The organism is Mucilaginibacter sp., from assembly GCF_039921305.1.
GTDB lineage: Bacteria > Bacteroidota > Bacteroidia > Sphingobacteriales > Sphingobacteriaceae > Mucilaginibacter.
The window spans coordinates 64,834-87,347 of sequence record NZ_JBDSCA010000052.1 but is presented as its reverse complement, the minus strand read 5'-3'; the positions used below and the strand labels follow the sequence as shown (position 1 = coordinate 87,347).

The window sequence follows — 22,514 nt, the reverse complement described above, 5'->3', positions numbered from 1 at the left end:
CCTAAATCATTATTCATGGCGTTAAAACTCAACTTTAAGTTAATAGCAATTGTTTCTTTAACCCTCATTAGTTTCAATACCTACGCTCAAAAAACATACATACAAGGCCTTGACGATATCATCAAAAGCGAGAACAACTTTGCAAAAGCTGCCGCTGATATGAACGTAAAGAAGGCTTTTCTGGCTAATTTGGATAGCGCGGGCCGTATATTCAATGGCTCAAAAAGCTATAACGGCATAGCCACATACAGCAAAGGCCCCGAAAACAACAATGCACTTTTAGAGTGGTACCCAACCGTAGCGCAGGTGGCCGCTACAGGCGATATTGGCTTTACATCCGGCCCCTTTACCTATCGTGCCAAACGGGCGGATACTGTGATTGCCTATGGTTATTATTTTACTGTTTGGAAACGGGATAAAAACGGCCTGTTTAAGATAATGCTGGATGGTGGCGTTACGCATTCGCTAAATCACAGCCCGCTGTTTAAGCCTGAAATCAAACTCCAAACCGCCGTCGATTTGAAAACACGCAGGGCTCCGTCTGCTAACAAATCTATAGATTTTAAACTAACAGAAACCGCGTTCAGCACATTAGCGGACACCGATCCGGCTAAGGCCTATCAAACCTATTTAAGCAGTAAAGCACGTTTACTCCGCAACAACAGCCTGGTTCAGCAGGATAAGATTGCCGACTTAGCTGCCATAAATAAAGAACAAATTAAAGCCTATCTTTTTATACAGGATGGCTCAGGTATATCTGCAGGTAATGATTTTGCCTATACCTACGGCTCTGTAAACGTGACATTAAATAACTCAACCGAAAAACCCGCGGGCTTTTATATACGCGTTTGGCAATTCATTAACAACGAATGGAAGATCATAGCCGATGAGGTAAGCTACGAAATGAAAACTGAAAAGTAGAATATTTTCATTTTAAATAGTACTATGTATTGTATAGTACCATGTTTTATAGTAGCTTTGCTTTTAACAAAAATAATTAAAATGAAAAAAGCTAATCAATTACAGATCTTGCTCGCCGTGGTTATTTTATTTGCAGCCTGTAAGCCAGGTCCGCATGTAAGAATGAGTATTAACAACAATGGCAATAAAACAACAATGGAATATTATGGTAAGATCGCTTTCAGCGAGGATAATACCTCCATTAAAAGTATGGCTAAGCACAGCCACATCCAGTTCGAAAAAAATGGAACTAAAATAACCGCCGAGCGTGATCTGGATGGTATAACCTATAAATTAAACGATGGTGTGAAGCTTGATTCGTTAAACCGCGATCAAAAACAATTGATAGCGAATATTATTCGTGAGGTACATAAGTAGATTAAAAAGCCTAAGGCTTGCCTTCAACAACCTGCAAGCCTTAGGCTTTTTGTTATTTGCGCTTACCCCAAAAAAAGATGCCAGCATTTATGGCAAAGTAGTTTTTGGTACCACCAGTAACATTATATTCCAACGATGCGCGGAAACGCCCTGTCTCCAATCCTATCCTCGGGAAATAGCCAAAATGCGCAATTTCGGTATCGCTGTTATTAATTTGCTCTTCAAAAGCGCCGGCCCCGCCACCAATAAATACCATCAGTTTTTGTTTGGTATCGGTAACATAATAATCGCCGCTCAGGCATTGTGATGCGTAACTATCAAAACCAATATTGTATTTAGTCGCGCTCAGGTTTGTCATCTGTTGGAACCGGAGCCCTAAAGCAAATACATCAGCAAAACGGTAATGAGGCTCAACAGTTATGATGAATGAAACTGAGTTTTTAGATACAAAATCAAATCCAGCACCTACATCCAGTTTAAAAGGTTGGAAACTTGTCGACTGGGCCCGCACCCCGGCAGTCAAACCAATCAATACAGTAATAATGATCAATAATTTCTTCATTGTGTAGGTTTAATTTTAAAATCAGGTCAAGTAAACATACATAAAATAAGAGAGTTACACAATCTCACCTAATAGCAACATAACCAAGTCTTGATTCTTGCCTCTATCCTACCTTACACAAAACTTCTCCCTATATTCCGATGGCGTCATCCCCACAGTTTTTCTGAATATCTTCCTGAAAGCCTTTGGGTCGCTGTAACCGCTGTTCATAATCACTTCCGTCATTTGTTGCGCGGTTTGTACCAACAGCTTTTTGGCGGCTTCAACGCGGGTATGTTGTAAATATTCAATAGGTGTTATACCGGTAACCTGTTTAAAGCGGCGCACAATGTTACGGCGACTGGCGGGTATATCTTTTATCATTTCTTCAATAGTACCCGTATCCTGGTAACTGGCTTCTATTTTTTGCTGCGTGCTGGCCACAATATTATCGGTATGCCCGCGCATGGGTTGGAAGGTGCTGAAATAGGCCTGGTTTTCCCTGTCCATGTCAATGGCGAAAATTTTAGCTGTACGCACAGCTATATCCCTGCCGCAATGCTGATGAATGAGGTGCAATAACAAGTGGAACGATGATGTAGCACCGCCACTGGTGTATAATCTTCCGTCGCAGGTTACGGTTTTATCTGCCTTCAAATCAATTGCCGGGAAGGCGTTAGCGAAGGCATTACAGGCGTCCACATGCGTGGTGGCACTTTTGCCGTTAAGCAAACCGGTAGCACCCAGTAAAAATGCACCTGTACAAACGGTGGCAATTTCGGCACCGGCGGCAAATTGCTGTTGCAACCAGGGTATATACTGATAATTATCGCCAACAGCCTGTTTAATATCTTCGGTTTTAAATGCAGGGATAATGATCAGTTGCATCGCATCGGTTTGATGTATTGACCGGGTTTCATATCCCCAATAAGGTGTACTAAATTTATCACTGTCACTCTCCAAATGCAGCAAACTAATGTGATATGGCTGTGGATCAGCGCTTTGTTGATAAAACGTATTTACGGTTTCTAAAACATCCAGTATCGCGGCAACGCTTAATAAACGGTATTGCCGGGTTATTAAAATACCTACTTGTATCATACGGTTTGTGATTTGTTTTGTAAACATAAAAAAATTGTCTCAAATCCCCCCTAAAGTTGACTTTTAAGGCAAGCACAAAAACCATGGCCCTGGTTTAACTTTGAGTTATACTAATCAACCAAGTTATGGATATTAAAGCAAACCTTACAGAAGCCGACCAAACGTTTACCAGTTTGTTACAGGTACTGTCAACTATCTCACAGCAAAATATCAATAAAATACCCTTTGCGGGGAGCTGGACCGCCGGACAAGATGTGCAGCACATCATTTTATCAGCCGGTGGTTCTGTACAATTATTAAACGGCCCTATTAAAGATACTGATCGTGATTTTGAAGAGAATGTAGCCAAATTGCGTGCCATGTTTTTAAATTTCGATACGAAGTTTCAATCACCAGAGTCTATACGTCCCGAAGAAAAAGATTACGACAAGCAGGAACTTATCGATACATTGCAAAAAATCAAGGCAGATTATCTTAACGCTATCCAAACGCTTGATCCTACCAAAACCTGCGTGATGTTTGAGTTCCCCGGATCGGGCCACATCACCCGTGCCGAAGCCATAGCATTTACCAATACACACACCATAAGGCATTTGCAGCAGCTAAAAAACATTTGTGAGAGACTTGCCAGTTAACATTACAATATTAACTTTAATATATAAACCCCAATAAATTATGAGCACAAAAGCAATCAAGATCACTTACTGGATACTCACATCCATATTTGTATTAGCCATGCTTGCCGATAGCATGGGCGGCCTAACCCAGCAGCAAGCCGGACAAGATGCTCTGAAGCACTTAGGCTATCCTATGTATTTTTTAATTATTGGGGGTGTTGCCAAACTATTGGGAGCATTAGCTATCCTGCAAACCAAGTTTAACGCAATTAAAGAGTGGGCATACTCTGGCTTTGTATGCACTTTTATTGGAGCGTCCATGTCGCACTATTTTGTTAACGATACCATTGGGATGATGATCGCACCGTTGATCATATTGGCATTTACCTTGCTTACTTACTACTTCTGGAAAAAGTATCAATCGGTAACAATTCAATCATAAACCGTTAAATAAAATCATATGAGTATCGTCATTATTATTATCGGAATAATTGTAGGATTGGTAGTCTTGCTGTTAATTATAGCAGCGTTTAGTCGTAAAGATTACGCTATCGAACGGCAAATCGTCATCAATAAGCCTCAGCAGGAGGTTTTTGATTTTATCAAATACTTAAAGAACCAGGATCACTATAACAAATGGTGGACAATGGACCCTGACGCTAAAAAGGATTACAAGGGCATAGATGGCACGGTGGGCTTCATTGCTTATTGGGACAGCCAAAACAAACAAGCCGGACAGGGCGAGCAAGAGATAAAAAAAATAACCGACAGCCAACGTTTGGATACCGAGATCCGTTTTATACGTCCCTTTGCGGGGATAGCCAATATTTTTATGACCACTGATGCCATAACCACCACACAAACTAAAGTGACCTGGGGTATGAGCGGCGCCTACAAATACCCTATGAATATTATGCTCGTCATAATGAAAATGGACAAACTATTAGGCGGTGATCTGGAGATTAGTTTAAGCCGGTTAAAAGACTATTTAGAGAAGTAACATAATTTGAACCAATAACATAATAACTAAATATCATGGCAATTATCAATCCGTATCTTAACTTCCCCGGCACGGCCGAAGAAGCGTTTAATTTTTACAAATCAATTTTCGGTGGCGAGTTTAGCGTGATCCAACGCTTTAAAGACACGATGGAACCCGGTAAACTATCAGCCGAGGATGGCGAGAAACTAATGCACATCTCTTTACCTATGGGTAACGGTAATGTATTAATGGCAACTGATGCTCTGGAGGCAACAGGGCATAAATTTATCCCAGGCAATAACTTTGATTTATCGTTAGCTGCAAACAGCGAGGCCGAAGCTGAGAAATTATTCTATGGCCTTTCGGAAGGCGGCAAGGTTACTCAACCCCTGGCAAAAATGTTTTGGGGAGCATACTTTGGTATGTGGACTGATAAATTTGGAGTTCGATGGATGGTTAACTACGATTACAACGAACAATAATAGCCTGCCTCTCCTTTTACCGCTAACATGGTTTTCAGAAGAAAAATTATGTTAGCGGTATTTAATTAACGTTTTTAATTCATTGTCATCCCCCTACGTTTTAAACATCAGGAAAATATTAAAAAAATATTTGCGCAACCAAAAGGTTTCATTTAAATTAGCAACCAAAAGGTTTCATATTTATGAGAAGAGATGTATTTCAGGCCATAGCCGATCCAACGCGCAGGGAGATCATAAACATGATAGCTAACCGGTCGCTTAATATTAACTCGGTGACCGAGAACTTTGATGTGAGCCGGGCTGCTATATATAAGCACATTAAGATACTGACCGAGTGTGGCCTCATAAAAGTTAAACAACAGGGCCGGGAGCGTTACTGTGAAGCAAAGCTGGATGGCTTAAGCGAAGTATCAAACTGGGTAGAGCAATACCGCAAGCAATGGGAACAAAGGCTCGATTCGCTTGAAGTTTATTTGAAAGAATTACAAAGTAAAAATAAAGGAGATGACACAATTAAGTAAACCACAAAACGACACAACCGACAGGGAGATCATTATTACGCGCTTGCTAAACGCACCGCGCGAGCTGGTATTTGATGCATTTACCGATGCCGAACATTTAATTAACTGGTGGGGCCCAACCGGCTTTACCAATACTTTTTTAAGCCATGATGTGCGCCCCGGCGGCGAATGGAACTTTATTATGCATGGGCCAGATGGTACCGATTTTAAAAACCAGATTGTGTATGAAGATGTGGTACGCCCATCGTACCTGGCCTATCAACATGGCTCGGGCGAGGCGGATGACCGGGGTTTTTATGTGACTGTAACCTTTGAGGATGTGGCCGGTAAAACCAACCTTACGATGAAGAGCGTATTCCAAACTGCCGAAGAACGTGATATGGTGGTTAAAGAATACGGCGCTATTGAAGGTGGTAACCAAACTATTGACAAATTGGAAGCCGAATTAATAAAAATGAGTGATGGGAGATAACCACATTATTACAACCCGCGTATTTGATGCACCACGTGCTTTAGTTTACCGTGCGTGGACCGAGCCAGAGCACTTAGCCGTTTGGTGGGGACCGGTGGGTTTTACCAATACCATTCATCAATTTGATTTACAGGTGGGTGGCCATTGGAAGCTAACTATGCATGGCCCCCAGGGCGGGAATTATGAAAATGAAAGCTTTTTTTTAGAGATCATAACAAATGAAAAACTAGTTTGGGACCGTATTACCAACCCCCTATTTAAAGTAACCGTTTTGTTTGAAGAGGAAGGCGACAAAACCAAAGTTACTTTTACAATGGAGTTTGCCAATTCCAAAGAATACCAAACTGTTAAACCAATAGTAATACCAGCAAATGAGGAAAACTTTGATCGTTTGGCCGCGGAATTAAATAGAATGAAACCATGAGTGCAGAATTAGTAATTACACGCGAGTTTAGCGCACCGAAAGAATTAGTGTTTAAAGTATGGACACAAGCCGAACACCTTAGCCAATGGTGGGGGCCAAAAGGCAGCAAAATTACTGTTGCCGAGTTTAATTTTGTACCTGGTGGCAGGTTCCATTATAAAATGGATTTTAACAATAGCATTATGTGGGGGCTGTTTGTTTATCACGAGATCAACCCGTATGATAGCATGTCGTTCGTTAATTCCTTTTCTGATGAAGCGGGTGGAATTACTTCCAACCCATTCACAGTAATGGGCGAATGGCCGCTGGAAATATTAAACAAGTTTTTATTGACCGAGGCCAATGGTAAAACTACATTAACGCTTCGCGGCAAGCCAATAAATGCTACACCAGAGCAAGAGAAATCATTTGCCGAGAATCTGCAATCTATGCAAGGTGGTTTTGCCGGTTCGTTCCTGGTTCTTGATGAATATTTAGCTTCAATTCAGTAAATTAGAGATCATGCCAACAGTAATTCAGAACGATAACGATATCCTGATCACCCATATATTCGATGCGCCTGTAAGCCTTGTGTTTAAGGCGTGGACAAACCCGGAGCAATTAGTACAATGGTATGCGCCAAATGGCTGTAGTATCAATTTTATTGAGATCGATATTAGCGAGGGCGGTAATTATTACTCGTGCATAACTACGTCAACGGGTTATAAATGTTGGTGCAAAGGCACTTATTTAGAAATTGTATCCAACAGCAAAATTGTTCAAACCATGAACATGGCTGATGAACATGGGAATCTTGTTGAACCTGCCGTTATAGGTATGGACCCGGAATGGCCAAAAGAAACCCTGCTTACCATCACGTTTGAAGAACAGGATAATAAAACAAAGCTTACCTTGCACCAAACCGCATCAGAGGTTGTAGCCAAACGTACCGGCGCTTACCAAAGCTGGGGGCAAATGTTAGATAACCTTGCTGTATTGACGGCACAGCGTTAAAATCGTAAATTAGATATTATAATCACTAATTCACTTAAATTAAACCTTAAAAAAATGAAAATTGCTTACATTATTGTCCGTTCCCTGTTAGGGCTAATGCTCCTTGTTGGCTCTGTTAGTTATTTTTACATGGTAGCCGCACATAAAATGCCTGCGCCTCCCCCTGGTGCTGCTACAACTTATATGGCGGGTATCAGCCTGGCAAACATTATGAATATTGTGAAATTTATTGAACTTGTTTGTGGTATATTGTTTATCACCGGTCGCTTTAACGCCCTTGCCGCGATAATCATATTCCCAATCCTGATCAATATTGCCTTGTTCCATGGATATATTGAACCATCGGGCGTTCCGGTGTCGATAGCTTTAATCATAGCCGATCTGTTTATCGCTTATTATTATCGTGATAAATATAAACCATTGTTCGAATCAAAGTAATTTGAACTAATAACACTTAAAATTAATTATGGTAGAAGTATTTAAAACCAACGTTACCGAACCACATCATGCAAACATGATAGTTGAACGGATACACCATGCCTATACCAATTACAAAGCAAACTTTGATCTGGAAGATTGCGATAATATACTCCGGATTAAATGCCATGAGGGTAATATATCACCATCGTGTTTAATTGAACTGTTAAAAAACCTCGGCTTTTATGCCGAGGTTTTAACATGACGACAAGAGGCAAAACCAAACCATAGTCCAAACGTTCTATAATAATATCACCAATTAACCACAACACTATGTTCAAGCACGGCCAGCCATTCAGCGGATTTTCTGTAAACGATACCGCAAAAGCGAAACAGTTTTACAGCGAGGTTTTAGGTTTAAAAGTTACGGAAGTGCCCGAGATGCCGAGCATTTTGAACCTTTACCTGTCTGATAATGCGCATGTGGTTATTTATCCCAAGCCAAATCATACACCGGCCACTTTTACCATTCTCAATATTCCGGTTAGTAATATTGAAAGCGCTGTAGAAGAGTTGACTCAAGCCGGTGTGAAATTCATCATCTACAACGAAGCCAATTTTAAAACAGATGAGAAAGGAATTTTTCGCAGCGGAGGCCCGCTGATAGCCTGGTTTACAGATCCGGCCGGAAATATCATATCTGTGATGGAGCAGAAATAATATTACTTTTCAAAATGTTTGTAGCGTTTTTACCGGAGTTTGCGTATTGGCAATAAACCCAGTTAAACCTCACATTTATGAAAAGCAAATATCTACTCTGGTCATTAGCTATTACATTAACAGTATTTGTATCGTGCAAAAAAGGCACTGGCGATATAGCCACTGATCCGGGTATGGATTTGAACCTTAACCTTGCCGAGCAGCAAAGAGTTGTGGCCGATAATGGTTTTACATTCAAATTATTCAAAAACTTATCGGCAAGCAATACGGGTACGGCCAATTTACTGGTATCGCCACTCAGTGTAAATTTCGCGTTCGGCATGCTAAATAATGGTAGTAATGGGCAAACTCTGAGCGCCATTAACAGCACCACGAACTATAACGGTTTTACACAAGCCGAAGTAAACAGCTATTATAGTAAGTTGATTACCGATTTACCAAAGCTCGATCCGCAGACACAAATTAACATAGCCAATTCAATTTGGTACAAGCAAACCTTTAGTGTTATTCCTGAGTTTTTAGCAACCAATAGTAATTATTATCAGGCCAAGGTACAGGCCGCCGACTTTAGCTCACCTGCCACACTTGATGTGATAAACCAATGGGTGAGTGATCAAACCAAAGGCAAAATACCATCCATTATTGATAAAATAAATCCCTACGATGTTATGTTTTTGATTAATGCCATTTATTTTAAAAGCGCGTGGAACCAAAAGTTTGATGTAAGCAATACTCATAAGCAGGCATTTTATACCAATGGCACCACAGCCGTACAAGCTGATTTTATGAGCGCAACGGTAGAAAACAAAACTTACAGCGATCAGGATGTACGTATTTTAGAACTACCTTATCATAACAAAAAATACAGCATGGTGATGGTAATGCCAATTACCAAATCGGTAAAGGAAGTAGCTGCCAGTCTTGATTCTGTTCAATGGCAAAACTGGATTTCAAAATTACATGCAGGCAATAACCAGGTTATTATTCCGAAGTTTAAGTTTGCCGACAAGGCAACACTTAAACAGCCTTTAACCACGCTTGGCATGGGGGTAGCGTTTACACCTAATGCCGATTTTACCCGCATTAATGCTAATGGTGGCTTAATGATAAGCGAAGTAAAGCATAAAACCTATATTGATGTTAACGAAGATGGTACCGAAGCCGCGGCGGTAACTTCGATAGGTGTTTCTACTACCTCGGCACCGGTGCAAACCCTTATTGATCACCCTTTTATATTTGCCATACGGGAAATGAAAACAGGATTGATATTATTTGCCGGGATGGTTAACAATCCGTTATTAACGGGTAATTAGTTATATATTAAATGGTGGTTATCAGTACATCTTGGCGATACAATACTTAAGACTGGCAGACAATACAACACGCGTTGGCTTTAGCCGATATCTGAACCCTAAACTGCCTATTTTACTGAGCCAGCCTTTACACAAGGACATAAATTCCCTGAGCGAAAACTCCACCATATTATAATCAATATTATCCATCACATTCACCCCTTCGGTTACATAAACACCGCTTTTTGATGCGCTGAATGATACACTGCTTTGGTGCCAGCGGTAATAATTTAACTTGCGCGGAGAGTAAGCGAGATTGGTGTGCTGTAGTATGCGGGTATAAAATATCCAATCGCCGCAGGCTTTATATTTGTGCAAATTTTTTGATGCCTTGGCGGCTATTTCTCTGCTGATGATACATGAGCTTGCATTGGTAATGATATTATAATGGCATAAGCGCTCCCTAACTTCAATTATTCCGTGTTTATATGATGATGTTATATACTCGGGTAACGCTTCTGTTTGCCGGTCCTGGTCAATTTTATAAGAGTTGCTAAACGCGATGCCTACGTTATGATACTCCTCGGTTAGTTGTATTAACGATTCTAAAAAATCTGATTTGGCATAGTCGTCACTTTCGGCTATCCAGAGCCATTCGCCTTTGGCCAAAGCAATTCCGGCTTGCCATTGTTTAAATGTGCTACCGCTGTTTTGTTGGTTGTAAACTATTTTGGTAACCTTGGGGTTGCCACGGTATTGCTCAATTATCTGTTTGCTATCGTCGGTTGAGCAATCATCCAATATAATGATCTCAAAATCCTGAAAGGTTTGGTTCAAAATACTTTCTATTCGCAATTTCAGAAAGCGTTCGTGATTATAGTTTGGTACTATTACAGATATTTTCGGCATACCAAACTTAAATTACCCGGAAGTAAGAATCCATCATCTCAATAAGTAATAATAGCTGTAACCCGCGTAAGCAACCATTAGCAGCTGGTTTTATGTTTTCGTGTAATTTCAATACTAATGCCGCATTTGGTAAATTTTTTATACCAATCACCCAGTTTCACATGGTGAATACCCACATTCGCATGGTGAAATATTAAATCACATATATTGTTACATTTAATTAATCAGAGAAATTTATAATGTAATAAACAACAATGATTTAAGCCCAATATTATCTATTTTTAGAAACCCCAGTTGGATAAACCATATTGATTAAATGTCGACCCATCATTTCCATTCAACATTACTGTTAAGAACGCCAGTTTACAGTTATTCAGAAAATAATCTTACAGAGGTTTTAAAACAATCCTTTTTCAGGAAAGCTATTTACTTTTCGAGCGAAGTGTTTTACAATGAGTTGGAAAAAGCAAATTTTGATTTGGACAAGCTTGATAAAAAAGCCGTTGAGACCTTAAAAAAATACTTTAACAGGATGTGTTTCCGACCTACGCCATTTGGTATATGCTCGGCTTTTGGTTCATTATTATGGGGGCTGGATACAACCGATATTAAACTGAGCAACAATAACCTTAAACCGCATATACAGTTTAGCTATGCTAAAAGTATTGAGTATGCCGGTACCTTACTCAATAAGGGTACTGATGGATTATTATACAAGCTCTCTGCAGCCATTTACAAGGCTGGCAACGAATACCGTTTCATCAGATCAAATTATGACAATACCCAAACTGAGTTTATAATAGACAGCTTTAAAGGCGATCGTTTTTTTGAGAAGATGCTGCAATATCTGGACGCATGGCATATGCTACCCCAAATAGCGGAATTTGTATGCCAGCAAACCGATTGTACTGATAACGAAGCCAATACTTACATACAATGGTTAATTGATAAGCAGATTATATCGCAACATCTGGAAGCTAATATTACCGGACAAGATTATTTGAAAAGGGTGTTGTATGAACGCCCTGATCAATCGGTTAAACATATTTTTGATCGGGTAACTCAAATACATACTGCTGCCGACCTTGATAAGCTTCCGGGTAAAGAAGTTAGCCTCCAAAGCAATGATTTTTATGTTAATTTGGGCGTAAACCTGCCCAATGCCAAGTTAGCACAGCGCTATCAGCAGGATATTATTGATGGTTTGCATTGTATTGATCTGCTTACGCCTATAGCTGAATTTGCCGGTTTATTGGAATTTAAAAAAAGTTTTCTTCAAAAATTCGATGGCCGAACTATACCCTTGCTCCTGGCGCTGGATCCGGAAGTTGGGGTTGGTTATGGTAACCTTGCTGTTGAAGAGGATGATGTAAACATAGCAAAGAACATAGCTAATGCTTCCGTATTAGAAAGCCGGCCCCTGCCCTGGGGTAATGTTCATACTTTGCTGTTTAATAAGTGGAAAACGGCGGGTAAACCCAACTCGGCCTTGGTGTTGACAGATGAAGATTTGAAAGTACTAAAGAAAGACGATGCCAGCCGTCCAAACAGTATGTCGGTAATGTTTAGGGTGGTTGATGATAAAGTTTTTATTGAAAGCGCAGGCGGCCCCTGTGCATCGGCATTGATAGGCCGCTTTACTCCTTTTGACCAAGCGATAAAGCAGCTTGCTAATGATATGGCCGCGAATGAGGTACTGCACAACCCTGAAGTTGTTTTTGCCGAAATAGTCCACATTTGTCATGATAAAACAGCCAATATTGACAGGCGCGAACACATTTATTCTTATGAGATACCTGTGCTTACACAATCAACCATGCCGGCTGAACAGCAAATATTGTTATCAGATCTGTGGGTATCTGTTGTTAACGGTAAGATCATCCTTCAATCAAAAAAACATGGAAAACGGGTTATTCCACGGTTAAGTTCCGCGTTTAATTATACCCGTAATGATCTGGCCGTATTCCGGTTTCTATGCGATCTGCAAAAGGCAGATATAAAATCAAACTTTGGTATTAACCTCAGTCAGTATTTTCCGGGTTTAAACTATTATCCCAGAGTTGAGTATAAAAATACCATACTCCAATTAGCTTATTGGAACATTAAAAAAGATATTTTTAAAGCTGTATTTAAAGCTGATGTAAGCAGCAAGGTTACCCTATTTGAAGAAATCAGGATAGAATTACAATTACCGGCGTATATAGCCTTAACGCAGGCCGATCATCAGTTAGTTTTTGATCTGGATAGTGAGCCGGACATTTTATTCTTTTTAGATACGATAAAAAGTTTGCAACAAATAACAATTAAGGAGTATTTGCTGCCATCAATAGCCTACCCAGTGGTGGTGAATGAATACGGCCAGCCACAGGTTAACCAGTTTATAGCTTCTATTTACCATACACAACAGGTTTACCGGCCCCTTACCAGCCCGATAACAGAAGAGAAAGTTGATAACCGGAAATTTATCCCTGGCAGCGAATGGTTGTATCTGAAATTGTATTGCCATTCCATCCGCTCAAACGAGTTACTAGCCGATGTTATTGGCGGCGCTTTAAAAAAGCTCAAAAAAAGCAATTTAGTTAATGAATGGTTTTTTATCCGATATGTTGACCCGGGGTATCATATTCGCCTGAGGTTAAAAGTTGAACCGCAGCAGCACCAAAAAGTATTAAATATTTTGAATACCAGCTTAAACACTTATGTAAACACTGGCTTGGTAAGCAACTATATTATTGATACTTATGAGCGTGAGTTGGAAAGGTATAGTATTAGCTATATGGCCCATTTTGAAAATGTATTTTATGCCAGCAGCAATTTTATATTAACATTTTTAAAGCAACATTCGGGCATTGTGAATGCCAAGCAGATACTTGAGTTTGCAATGATATCGGTAAATGATATGTTGTTGGCGCTGGGGCTTGAGGGTAAATCACTGGTTGCCTTTTTAGAGCATGTATTTACCTCTTTTTCGAATGAGTTTAGTTCGATCGGTGATTTGAAATACCAGCTTGATACCGAGTTTCGTAAGCAAAAAACTGTTATTGAATGGGTAAGAAAAAACGATGTGGCTTATTATCAGGATCGCAATTTAATTAAAGCCAGGAAACTGTTTATCCAATCACTATCACACTTAAAGCAAGCCACAAGCGCTAAAAGTAAATGGAAAGATAAGTGGATCTCTGACCTGGTACATATGCACTTAAACCGCTTGTTCGTTACCGATTCGCGCAAGCAAGAAATGATGGTTTATTATTTTATGTTAAAGTATGAACGATCGGTACAGGCGCGCCAAACCTGTACAATACCCTAGTTGAAATCAATTACAAGGTTGGTAATATATTGATTATCCACAACTTCGTTTTTTAGTTCAAACCTATCGGCATAAGCCATTTGTAAGCGTGTTATTGAGTTTTCAACCCCAATGCCATGCCCGCCGTTGATATTTACTTTACGCACTTTATTAGAGGTGTAAAAATCGAGTATGTTGTTGTGGAAGCTGATGTTGATCTTAGCGGGGCACGCGGGATCGCTCAAATCGCCGTGTTTAAATATATTCTCAATAAAAGTTAAAAAAACCAAGGGGATAACCCGTATTTCAAACTCACCGCTCAGGGAAACTTCAATGTTCAGTTTATCATTAAAACGAGCCTGATTTAGTTGTACCATGTTTTCGATATGCTCAACTTCTTTGTATAATTCAACCTTGCCATCCTCGCCAATTTCGGTAAGGGAGTAACGCATCATATCTGATAGCAACACAACTATTTCGGCCGATTTTTTGGAAACTTCGTACAAACTACTGTAAATAAAATTAAGCGTATTAAACAGCAGGTGCGGGTTTATTTGCGATGTTAAATAGGCATTTTTAGCCTTGAACAAGTTACGCTCCAGCTCGGCACTTTGTTTTTGCTGTAGCAGGTGCCGGCTTTCCATTCTGTTTATCAAATCATTGCTTCGTAATAACTGGCGTACAAACCAATAACCTACGCTAAAGCCTATAAAATATACACTGCGGTACATACTCTGCAAATAGAATCGCTTTGTAACGAAAACACTATGGGGCACTTCCCAATTGTGCAGTAATTGAGATGTAAGAAAATGCGAGAAGCAATAGACAACATACTCGACCAATATTAAAATGATGTATACGTACCGCCTACCCTTTTTTTGTATGAAACAAAAATCAAGGCACCATACATTCACGTAAAATAAAGTGATGTTTGAAACGTACCCCCAAAAGTAATCGGCAAAGGTTTGCCGCGGAAGACCAAGCAGAAAGATAAACGATATTTCATAACACATGAACGCGCACCAAACCGCAATATGGGCAGATATTTGTTTACCGTTCCGGCCAATTATAGATGCTAAATTTTGAAATACCATGTAAATAGTTTTGTATAACCACCCAATCAATATGTTGATGTAATAAAGTTCTGTAACAGGCACTTACGAAGTAATTTTCTCATAACAAACAAAAAACGTTATGAGAAAAAACATTTTAAAATCACTTGAACCTAAAACAAAATCACTATTCAGATTCAAAAACTTTACTACCAAATTTGACGCCGTGTATCCTTCAAAGACCGTTGGAGATACCGACCCAACAACTGTTACCGTAAGCACTTTAACTACTGTAACCATGTAGCAAAACAGCTTTAAACTATTTAATTAAATCAATTTGGATGTAATGTTTAGTTAAATTATCCGGGGGGTTTTACCTCCGGGTATTTAAGTTGGCATCGTGTTACTACGACAATTTTCTTTTTACCAAATTTTTAGATATTTTTTCGAGAAAAGAGTCTTTGTAGGTGCTGCCTATGGCCAGCTTTGTTTTATCATCAATAATTACCCGGTTACCTTCGATAGATTTGATCTTATCATCGTTTACGATGATAGATTTATGAATACGGCTAAACCAATTGGAAGGCAGTGTTTCAATGGTCTCTTTAAGAGTAAGGTAAACGATATATTTTTCATTACTCAGGTGGATGACGATATAATTGTTTAAGCTTTCGATATAAATGATATCTTCCAGATTGATCCTGATCATTTGACCCTTAAGGCCCGATTGGATAAAAATATGATCTTTTTGAGAATGAGGTAATATTTCTTGGCTCAGGCTTAAACTTTTGCGTATTTCGGCTACCTTTTGTATACTTTTTAAAAAGCGCTCGTACTTAATGGGTTTTAACAAAAAATCGTAACTGCCATAGTCAAATGCATCAACAGCAAAATTAGGGTACGCGGTTGTGAAAATAATAGATATCTCTTTCCGTACAAGTTTACTAAATTCCAAACCGGATATGTTAGGCATCTCAATATCTACAAAAGCGATATCTGGCATAATATCGTTTATCTCTTGCAGGGCCGCCACCGGATCATCACATTTACCTGCTAAATTAGTATTTGGAGTTCGGGCGATGTAATCTGATATGATATTTAGCGCGTGTAGTTCATCATCTACAACATAACAATTTAGCATAGTATTGCTTCAAAAAATTAATAAACAATCAGGCTGTAATAAACTTTGTTATAGGGTTATCCCGATTTCCCTTATTACAAGGAAGACGTTCCTTAAAGCCTTTATTATTACAAATTAGTACTTAATGAGTTGAATAGTTATTGTAAGTTTAATTGATTTTGATAGTAAATACTCAAATACAATGAATATTTAATAAAATAAAACGTTAAAACTTTTAAACATAGACACTCAAGCCGATATTGCAAGGTCAGCTTTACAATGATCAAATTTGAGCTCTAATATCGGTATTTATTTTTTGATATCAGAAAGAAGCGAATTGTTTTTAGCCTTGTTTTATAATGTATTTGGTTTTGAGTGTTTTAAATTAACAGGAGTGCTTTTTAAGTGTGTTACCTTCTCAAAAAGCTATTACATTATGGTGTCTTTGGCATATTATACTCGTTCCTTCTAATAAACTTTCTGTACAGTCATTCTTCAGCGTATTTTTGTTGAATGTGTGGTTAAATACCTTGTGCCAATGCTTATTTTGATGTTATGGTGAGTTAGGTGGTGTAAGCAATCTCAAATTATTATATTAGCACATCATGAACAAGCTTAAATTATATGGCAGCCCGGATTCGCCGGAAATGTACCCGATACGTGATTTTTTAAACCGCAGTGTGGTTGATTTTGAGTGGGTTGACCTGGATGAGGCCAATGATATACCGGCTAATAAACTGGATGTTATCCGCAACGCGGGCAACTACCCTACTGTTGAGTTTCCGGATGGGGTGCTGGTTTGTAACCCTACATTGGAAGAAGTTGCCAGCCATTTGGGATGGATCAATAAGCCCAGCTACCAGGAATATGACCTGAGTATTTATGGTGCCGGTCCGGCGGGATTGAGCGCGGCGGTTTACGCGGCTTCGGAAGGGTTGAAAACGGTTTTGATCGAAAAATCGGCTATTGGCGGACAGGCGGGAACGAGTTCGCTGATCGAGAACTATATGGGTTTTCCGCAAGGAATATCCGGCGCCGAACTTGCCGAACGGGCAAGGCAACAGGCGTTGAAATTTGGTGTTGAGATATTGCTGTTGCGCGAAGGCATCAACGGTAGTTTTTATGATAATAAGATACATGTAAACCTTGCAGGCGGCGGCACATTGGTAGCAAAGGCCAATATTTGCGCTACAGGTGTGGAATATGGCAAGCTGAACCTGCCTAATGAAACGCGTTTTTTGCATAAGGGAATTTACTACGGCGCGGGCGCCAGCGAGGCTTGTTTTTGCCATGGTAAGGATGTTTATATAATTGGCGGCGGTAACTCGGCCGGGCAGGCGGCATCGTATTTTTCGGGCTTTGCACGGAAGGTGTTTATGGTAATAAGGAAAGGGAACTTGTCGGATACGTTATCAGACTATCTGGTAAAGCGCATCGCTGGAATAGCTAATATTGAGGTGATGTACCACTCGGAGGTAAAAGAGCTTGAAGGTGATGATACCTTGAGCTGTATTAAGATATTTAACAATAAAAATTTAACTGAGAGCTGGCACGATACAAGCAAGCTGTTTATTTGCATTGGCGGTAACCCCAATACTGAATGGGCGGCGGCGAATGACATTATACGTGATGTTAACGGCTATTTAATTACGGGTAGCGATCTGTTGAAGTTCCCGGAGTTTCAGGCGAGTTGGAAGCTTGACAGGTTGCCTTATCATTTGGAAACCTGTGTGCCGGGATCATTCGCGGCGGGCGATGTGCGCTTTAACTCGGTTAAGCGGGTGGCATCGGCCGTGGGCGAAGGCGCTATGGCGGTTACGCAGGTGCACCAATACCTGGCTTCTATTTAAACATTTATCCTATGAAGAATCAAGAACTTTGTGAGCATTTAAAATCATTAACCAAAGTTACCGTTGGCGATGGCCATGTGTGTGAAGAATGCATTAAACATAATGGCAAATGGGTACACCTGCGCACCTGCCAAACCTGTGGTGTTACACTTTGCTGTGATGACTCGCCCGAAACACATATGACCAAGCATTACCATGCCGAAGGTCACCCGGTTGTGGCTTCGGCCGAGGTTGGGGAGCATTGGTTGTGGTGTTATGTGGATGAGGCATTTGTGGAGTATAATGCGTAAATTGAACGTTATACTTATTGCAAATTCGGTTAATTTTCACGATATTGTATTGATTGAAATACGCCAGATATAAGGCTTTCAATGGTTTATTTAAAACACCCATAAATACCCATAATTTGTTATTTAAATCACTGGGGTTTTGGAAGTTATTAAGCTCGATAAAATTATGAATTTGATAATTTAGGTTGAGAAATCAAAGAAAAACACCCATAAATCCCCATGACTTTATGACTTATTCGTTAGTGTCTGTTGTGAAAATGATAATTACAGGTGTCTAAATTTCTGTCGGTTTTGTAAAGCTTATAATACAAGTGGCACACTTTAAAAATTGTGCTTACCTTGGTATTTATAACTGACTATTCCTCCATGAATAAATTTTTGTTGACCGCCATTCCGCTGGCTTTGGTTTTTGGTGCGCATGCACAGCAAACCGTAGTAACCGCGAAGGATTATGAGCGTGCCGAGCGCATGCTTACCTACAATACCGAAGCACTTATAGATCACTCGACTGTTAAGCCTAACTGGTTGGCTGGCGATAGCTTTTGGTACAGGGTGATGACGGCGCAGGGCAGCGAGTTTGTTTTGATCAATCCCGCCAAGGGCACACGCTCCGCTCCTTTTGATCAGCAGAAGCTGGCGTCAGCACTTTCGGTAGCGGCGGGTAAACGATATACGGCTACGATGCTGCCTTTTACCACGTTTAGTTATTCGGCAGATGGTAAGGGAATTACTTTTAAGATTGATGAATGGCAATGGAAGTGCGATTTGGCCACTTATACCTTGACACGAGATAGTATTCCGAAATCCAGTAACGAACGCGGTACCGGTGGCAGGCGTGGTGCACGTAGCGGCATAAACGCTACTGTGGGGTCGCCGGATAGTACCAAGGTAGCTTTTATCAAAGATTACAACCTGTGGGTACGTGATGTAAAGAGCAAGCGGGAAACCCAGCTAACAACCGACGGCATTAAAGATTTTGGTTATGCTACCGATAACGCGGGTTGGAAACATAGTGATAAACCTGTTTTGGCTTGGTCGCCAGATTCTAAAAAGATATCCACGTTTAAGCAAGACCAGCGTAACATAAGCGATATGTACCTGGTTAGCACCGAAGTTGGTAAGCCCACTTTAAAGCAGTGGAAATACCCCTTACCGGGTGATAAAGAAATAGCCATGATAAGCCGGGTGATAATCAATGTGGATGAGCCGAAGGTGATCAACCTGCAGATTCCGGCTGATCCTCACAGGGCTACCTTGAGTGATGATATATCAAGCAGTGGTACGTTTGATGATAATGATTGGTCGGCAGATGGGAAGCAGCTGGCTTTTGTTTCTACATCGCGAGATCATAAGCAAGAAAAATTCAGGATCGCGGATGCTGCTACAGGCGCGGTTAGGGAGATTTTTGAGGAGAATGTAAAAACGCAATACGAATCGGGCTGGGGAAGTATCAACTGGCGCTATCTGGCTAAAACCAATGAGATCATCTGGTTTTCGGAACGTGATAATTGGGGGCACTTGTACCTGTACGATGCCCTAACCGGCAAATTAAAGAACCAGATAACCAAAGGTGAGTTTGTGGTTACCAAGCTACTTAACGTTGACGAAAAGAACCGGATGCTATATTTTATGACGGTTGGCCGTGAGCCAGAGAATCCATATTTCAGTCAGCTTTGTAAAGTTGGTTTTGACGGGAAGCACTTTGCCGTTTTAACGCCGGAGGCGGGTAACCACACGGTTACTTTATCGCCATCGGGTGCATATTTTATTGATAGTTACTCTAAGCCAAATTTACCCGCTGTTACGGTATTACGTGCCTGGAATGGTAAGTTGATCAGCACGTTGGAGAAGGCTGATATATCACGATTAAGCGCTACGGGCTGGAAACCACTTACGCCATTCTCGGTTAAAGCACATGATGGTGTTACCGATATTTACGGGTTGATGTTCACGCCTACCAACCTTGATCCGAATAAGAAGTACCCGGTTATTGATTATATATATCCGGGTCCGCAAGGCGGCAGTGTGGGTGGTAACTGGGGCTTTATGGCTTCGAGGGGCGATCACCAGGCCTTGGCCGAATTAGGTTTTGTGGTTATTGTTTTGGAAGGCACCAGCAACCCACTCCGATCTAAAAGCTTTCATGATATGAGCTATGGTAATATGGCCGAGAATACGTTACCGGATCAGATAACAGGTATCAGGCAATTAGCAGCTAAATACAGCTACATGGATACAACACGTGTGGGTATTTGGGGACATTCGGGAGGTGGTTTTGCTACGGCTACGGCGATGTTCAGGTATCCTGATTTTTTTAAGGTAGGGATATCAGAATCGGGAAACCACGATAACCGCAATTATGAGGATGATTGGGGCGAACGTTATAATGGTTTAGCTGCTAATTCGGACTATGATTCGCAAGCCAATGAAAAATATGCCAAAAACCTGAAGGGCAAACTGATGCTTGTTCATGGTTTGATGGATGATAATGTACCGCCGCAAAACACTTTGCTGGTTGTTGAGGCTTTAGAGAAAGCTAATAAGAATTATGATCTGGTAGTTTTTCCGAATAGTGCCCATGGTTATGGTTTGGAGTACGGGCCTTATATGATGCGCCGCAGATGGGATTATTTTGTAAAAAATTTACTGGGCGTTGAACCGCCTAATGAATATAAACTGGTTACGAAGCCTGATCCTCGTAACCCATTGATAAAGATTGGTGTACAGTAATATAAGTATATTTCAGAAAAAAAAATAATTAAAGTATATTAGCTTACTAAGCTTAATTATGAAACCAGTATACTTTATTATTTGCTTTACTCTATTAACATGTGGCGCACAAGCTCAAAATGTTGTAAATATTGATAGTATATCACGGTTAATTAGAAATGAGAATATTAATAAAATTAATGCGGAAGAAAACTATTTATTATCAAACAAACTAGAAACAGAAACTAACAGGGCTGATAGAGCAACTGATATTGCTAACCAACTACGAACTGATAATTATTATTTATGGTTAGAAATGAATTATTATGGCCTAATAAAAGATATTGAGTTATGGAACACGGCCGACCCAAAAGGCACTTTCATCAAAACACTGAAAGATGTTAAGCTTGAAACGGCTCAAACAACTATAAAAAAAATCACGGTGAAGGTTTCACCTTATGGTAAGAAGCCGGCTACATTAAGCGATATGCTGAAGAATACGGCTTCGTTTAAAAAACTTTATCCTGAAACAAGCAAATTACTAACAAATCATAAGTTGGTGTTTGATTCAACGATCGCTATTACAGATTCTTCGGTTCGGATGCAAATTTTAAGAATTAACATCCCTCCTTTAGTAAGTTACGCTCCAACTTTGAGTGAGAAACGTAAAAAGGCTGATTTATATATTGATATAATTATGAAACTAAGTAACACCGATGAATTGAGAGAATATACTCTTGATGCGTATAAATCATTTGAAAACAGCGAGGTTCCCGATCATAATATTGATAGAATACTTGAATGTAGGGTAAAATATTTAAAAGCGCTTAAAAAAATATATGAAAAGGAAATTTAGTATACCAGGCCTGTTGCTTTTGTTCGTTTGTATGTTTTATATCAATGCGGCTGTTGCCCAAAACTCGCCAAAAGAGATATTTAAAAAGCTGCACAATGAGTTAGCTAAAGATGATAGTACAGCTCGTAAGGTATCCAAAACAAGTTCAAACTACGTAGATACGGCATTTCAGAAAAAATATCAACAGTATAGTTTTGGCCATCTAATGCGAGTGTTTGATTGGCAATATCGCAGCAGTATCATTATTTTTTTTATCGTTATTATTATAGTGCTTATGGGCCTGATTTTATCGTATAAGCAATTTACTTTACATGAAAAGATAGTTACGGAAAGTATAAAATTAAAGCAGGTATCAACAGAAATAATTAAACAAGACCCGGCCGCGCAGATATCTTCATTTGAGGTTGGGAAAGATGGCCTAAAAATCAACACAGCGGTAATCGGACTAATGATCCTGGTGATATCTGTGGTGTTTTTATTCCTTTACCTGAAATATGTATATCCAATACAATTTGCAGATCCCATGGGTTAAGCGCCGT

27 protein-coding genes are annotated in these 22,514 nt (G+C 40.0%); 22 read left to right on the top strand and 5 right to left on the bottom strand.

The window, feature by feature from the left end:
• Positions 1 to 15 precede the first annotated feature (15 nt).
• Both ABIN91_RS15565 and ABIN91_RS15560 read left to right on the top strand, forming a co-directional pair.
• Positions 16 to 921 carry a nuclear transport factor 2 family protein gene (locus tag ABIN91_RS15565; RefSeq protein WP_348052146.1) on the top strand — a complete coding sequence of 302 codons (906 nt, stop codon included), beginning with the start codon at positions 16 to 18 and terminating at the stop codon, positions 919 to 921.
• A gap of 81 nt (positions 922 to 1,002) precedes the next feature.
• Positions 1,003 to 1,338, top strand: a complete 336-nt coding sequence (locus ABIN91_RS15560) for a hypothetical protein (protein WP_348052145.1) — start codon at positions 1,003 to 1,005, stop codon at positions 1,336 to 1,338.
• Positions 1,339 to 1,390: 52 nt separating this feature from the next.
• On the opposite strand, the gene ABIN91_RS15555 is transcribed toward ABIN91_RS15560, so the two are convergent.
• Both ABIN91_RS15555 and ABIN91_RS15550 read right to left on the bottom strand, forming a co-directional pair.
• Positions 1,391 to 1,900, bottom strand: coding sequence for a hypothetical protein (locus ABIN91_RS15555; protein WP_348052144.1), 510 nt, complete (start codon positions 1,898 to 1,900; stop codon positions 1,391 to 1,393).
• A 108-nt stretch (positions 1,901 to 2,008) separates the two neighbouring features.
• Positions 2,009 to 3,007, bottom strand: a complete 999-nt coding sequence (locus ABIN91_RS15550; RefSeq protein ID WP_348052143.1) for a helix-turn-helix domain-containing protein — start codon at positions 3,005 to 3,007, stop codon at positions 2,009 to 2,011.
• A gap of 98 nt (positions 3,008 to 3,105) precedes the next feature.
• Between ABIN91_RS15550 and ABIN91_RS15545 the strand changes: the two genes are divergently transcribed.
• The 13 genes from ABIN91_RS15545 (at position 3,106) to ABIN91_RS15485 (ending at position 9,921) form a co-directional block, all read left to right on the top strand.
• Entirely contained in the window at positions 3,106 to 3,615 is a 510-nt protein-coding gene (locus ABIN91_RS15545; RefSeq protein ID WP_348052142.1) for a DinB family protein, read from the top strand.
• Between the two features lie 40 nt (positions 3,616 to 3,655).
• Entirely contained in the window at positions 3,656 to 4,039 is a 384-nt protein-coding gene (locus ABIN91_RS15540) for a DoxX family protein (RefSeq protein WP_348052141.1), read from the top strand.
• 18 nt (positions 4,040 to 4,057) lie between these two features.
• On the top strand, positions 4,058 to 4,597 hold the full coding sequence (locus ABIN91_RS15535; RefSeq protein WP_348052140.1) for an SRPBCC family protein: 540 nt from the start codon (positions 4,058 to 4,060) through the stop codon (positions 4,595 to 4,597).
• 35 nt (positions 4,598 to 4,632) lie between these two features.
• Positions 4,633 to 5,061, top strand: a complete 429-nt coding sequence (locus ABIN91_RS15530; RefSeq protein WP_348052139.1) for a VOC family protein — start codon at positions 4,633 to 4,635, stop codon at positions 5,059 to 5,061.
• A gap of 182 nt (positions 5,062 to 5,243) precedes the next feature.
• On the top strand, positions 5,244 to 5,582 hold the full coding sequence (locus ABIN91_RS15525) for a metalloregulator ArsR/SmtB family transcription factor (protein ID WP_348052138.1): 339 nt from the start codon (positions 5,244 to 5,246) through the stop codon (positions 5,580 to 5,582).
• Positions 5,566 to 6,054: an SRPBCC family protein gene (locus ABIN91_RS15520; RefSeq protein ID WP_348052137.1), complete on the top strand. Its 489-nt coding sequence runs from the start codon at positions 5,566 to 5,568 to the stop codon at positions 6,052 to 6,054. The genes ABIN91_RS15525 and ABIN91_RS15520 overlap by 17 nt, the downstream gene beginning before the upstream one ends.
• The gene (locus ABIN91_RS15515; protein WP_348052136.1) at positions 6,044 to 6,478 is read left to right on the top strand and encodes an SRPBCC family protein; all 435 of its coding nucleotides are present in this window, start codon (positions 6,044 to 6,046) and stop codon (positions 6,476 to 6,478) included. The genes ABIN91_RS15520 and ABIN91_RS15515 overlap by 11 nt, the downstream gene beginning before the upstream one ends.
• The gene (locus tag ABIN91_RS15510; RefSeq protein ID WP_348052135.1) at positions 6,475 to 6,969 is read left to right on the top strand and encodes an SRPBCC domain-containing protein; all 495 of its coding nucleotides are present in this window, start codon (positions 6,475 to 6,477) and stop codon (positions 6,967 to 6,969) included. The genes ABIN91_RS15515 and ABIN91_RS15510 overlap by 4 nt, the downstream gene beginning before the upstream one ends.
• A gap of 10 nt (positions 6,970 to 6,979) precedes the next feature.
• Positions 6,980 to 7,471 carry an SRPBCC domain-containing protein gene (locus ABIN91_RS15505; RefSeq protein ID WP_348052134.1) on the top strand — a complete coding sequence of 164 codons (492 nt, stop codon included), beginning with the start codon at positions 6,980 to 6,982 and terminating at the stop codon, positions 7,469 to 7,471.
• Positions 7,472 to 7,525: 54 nt separating this feature from the next.
• The gene (locus tag ABIN91_RS15500; RefSeq protein WP_348052133.1) at positions 7,526 to 7,909 is read left to right on the top strand and encodes a DoxX family protein; all 384 of its coding nucleotides are present in this window, start codon (positions 7,526 to 7,528) and stop codon (positions 7,907 to 7,909) included.
• A 28-nt stretch (positions 7,910 to 7,937) separates the two neighbouring features.
• On the top strand, positions 7,938 to 8,153 hold the full coding sequence (locus ABIN91_RS15495; protein WP_348052132.1) for a hypothetical protein: 216 nt from the start codon (positions 7,938 to 7,940) through the stop codon (positions 8,151 to 8,153).
• A 68-nt stretch (positions 8,154 to 8,221) separates the two neighbouring features.
• A complete protein-coding gene (locus ABIN91_RS15490) occupies positions 8,222 to 8,608 on the top strand; it encodes a VOC family protein (protein WP_348052131.1) in 387 nt (128 codons plus the stop codon).
• A gap of 77 nt (positions 8,609 to 8,685) precedes the next feature.
• The gene (locus tag ABIN91_RS15485; RefSeq protein ID WP_348052130.1) at positions 8,686 to 9,921 is read left to right on the top strand and encodes a serpin family protein; all 1,236 of its coding nucleotides are present in this window, start codon (positions 8,686 to 8,688) and stop codon (positions 9,919 to 9,921) included.
• A gap of 21 nt (positions 9,922 to 9,942) precedes the next feature.
• Here the strand turns inward: ABIN91_RS15485 and ABIN91_RS15480 are convergent, their stop codons facing one another.
• Entirely contained in the window at positions 9,943 to 10,809 is an 867-nt protein-coding gene (locus ABIN91_RS15480; RefSeq protein ID WP_348052129.1) for a glycosyltransferase family 2 protein, read from the bottom strand.
• A 316-nt stretch (positions 10,810 to 11,125) separates the two neighbouring features.
• On the opposite strand from ABIN91_RS15480, the gene ABIN91_RS15475 reads away from it, so the two are divergent.
• Positions 11,126 to 14,119, top strand: a complete 2,994-nt coding sequence (locus tag ABIN91_RS15475) for a lantibiotic dehydratase (RefSeq protein WP_348052128.1) — start codon at positions 11,126 to 11,128, stop codon at positions 14,117 to 14,119.
• Here ABIN91_RS15475 and ABIN91_RS15470 read toward each other — a convergent pair.
• Positions 14,116 to 14,829: a histidine kinase gene (locus tag ABIN91_RS15470; RefSeq protein WP_348052127.1), complete on the bottom strand. Its 714-nt coding sequence runs from the start codon at positions 14,827 to 14,829 to the stop codon at positions 14,116 to 14,118. The two genes, ABIN91_RS15475 and ABIN91_RS15470, sit on opposite strands and share 4 nt — an antisense overlap.
• Before the next feature lie 463 nt (positions 14,830 to 15,292).
• On the opposite strand from ABIN91_RS15470, the gene ABIN91_RS15465 reads away from it, so the two are divergent.
• On the top strand, positions 15,293 to 15,454 hold the full coding sequence (locus tag ABIN91_RS15465; protein ID WP_348052126.1) for a hypothetical protein: 162 nt from the start codon (positions 15,293 to 15,295) through the stop codon (positions 15,452 to 15,454).
• 102 nt (positions 15,455 to 15,556) lie between these two features.
• On the opposite strand, the gene ABIN91_RS15460 is transcribed toward ABIN91_RS15465, so the two are convergent.
• The gene (locus ABIN91_RS15460; protein ID WP_348052125.1) at positions 15,557 to 16,291 is read right to left on the bottom strand and encodes a LytTR family DNA-binding domain-containing protein; all 735 of its coding nucleotides are present in this window, start codon (positions 16,289 to 16,291) and stop codon (positions 15,557 to 15,559) included.
• 584 nt (positions 16,292 to 16,875) lie between these two features.
• On the opposite strand from ABIN91_RS15460, the gene ABIN91_RS15455 reads away from it, so the two are divergent.
• From ABIN91_RS15455 to ABIN91_RS15435, 5 genes are all read left to right on the top strand, one after another.
• Positions 16,876 to 18,120 (top strand): FAD-dependent oxidoreductase, encoded by a 1,245-nt coding sequence (locus ABIN91_RS15455; protein ID WP_348052124.1) that lies wholly within the window; start codon positions 16,876 to 16,878, stop codon positions 18,118 to 18,120.
• An 11-nt stretch (positions 18,121 to 18,131) separates the two neighbouring features.
• Complete coding sequence (locus ABIN91_RS15450; protein WP_348052123.1) at positions 18,132 to 18,410, top strand: UBP-type zinc finger domain-containing protein; 279 nt, start codon at positions 18,132 to 18,134, stop codon at positions 18,408 to 18,410.
• A 366-nt stretch (positions 18,411 to 18,776) separates the two neighbouring features.
• On the top strand, positions 18,777 to 21,140 hold the full coding sequence (locus ABIN91_RS15445; protein ID WP_348052122.1) for a DPP IV N-terminal domain-containing protein: 2,364 nt from the start codon (positions 18,777 to 18,779) through the stop codon (positions 21,138 to 21,140).
• Positions 21,141 to 21,198: 58 nt separating this feature from the next.
• The gene (locus ABIN91_RS15440) at positions 21,199 to 21,975 is read left to right on the top strand and encodes a hypothetical protein (protein ID WP_348052121.1); all 777 of its coding nucleotides are present in this window, start codon (positions 21,199 to 21,201) and stop codon (positions 21,973 to 21,975) included.
• Positions 21,959 to 22,507, top strand: a complete 549-nt coding sequence (locus tag ABIN91_RS15435) for a hypothetical protein (RefSeq protein WP_348052120.1) — start codon at positions 21,959 to 21,961, stop codon at positions 22,505 to 22,507. The genes ABIN91_RS15440 and ABIN91_RS15435 overlap by 17 nt, the downstream gene beginning before the upstream one ends.
• Positions 22,508 to 22,514 lie beyond the last annotated feature (7 nt).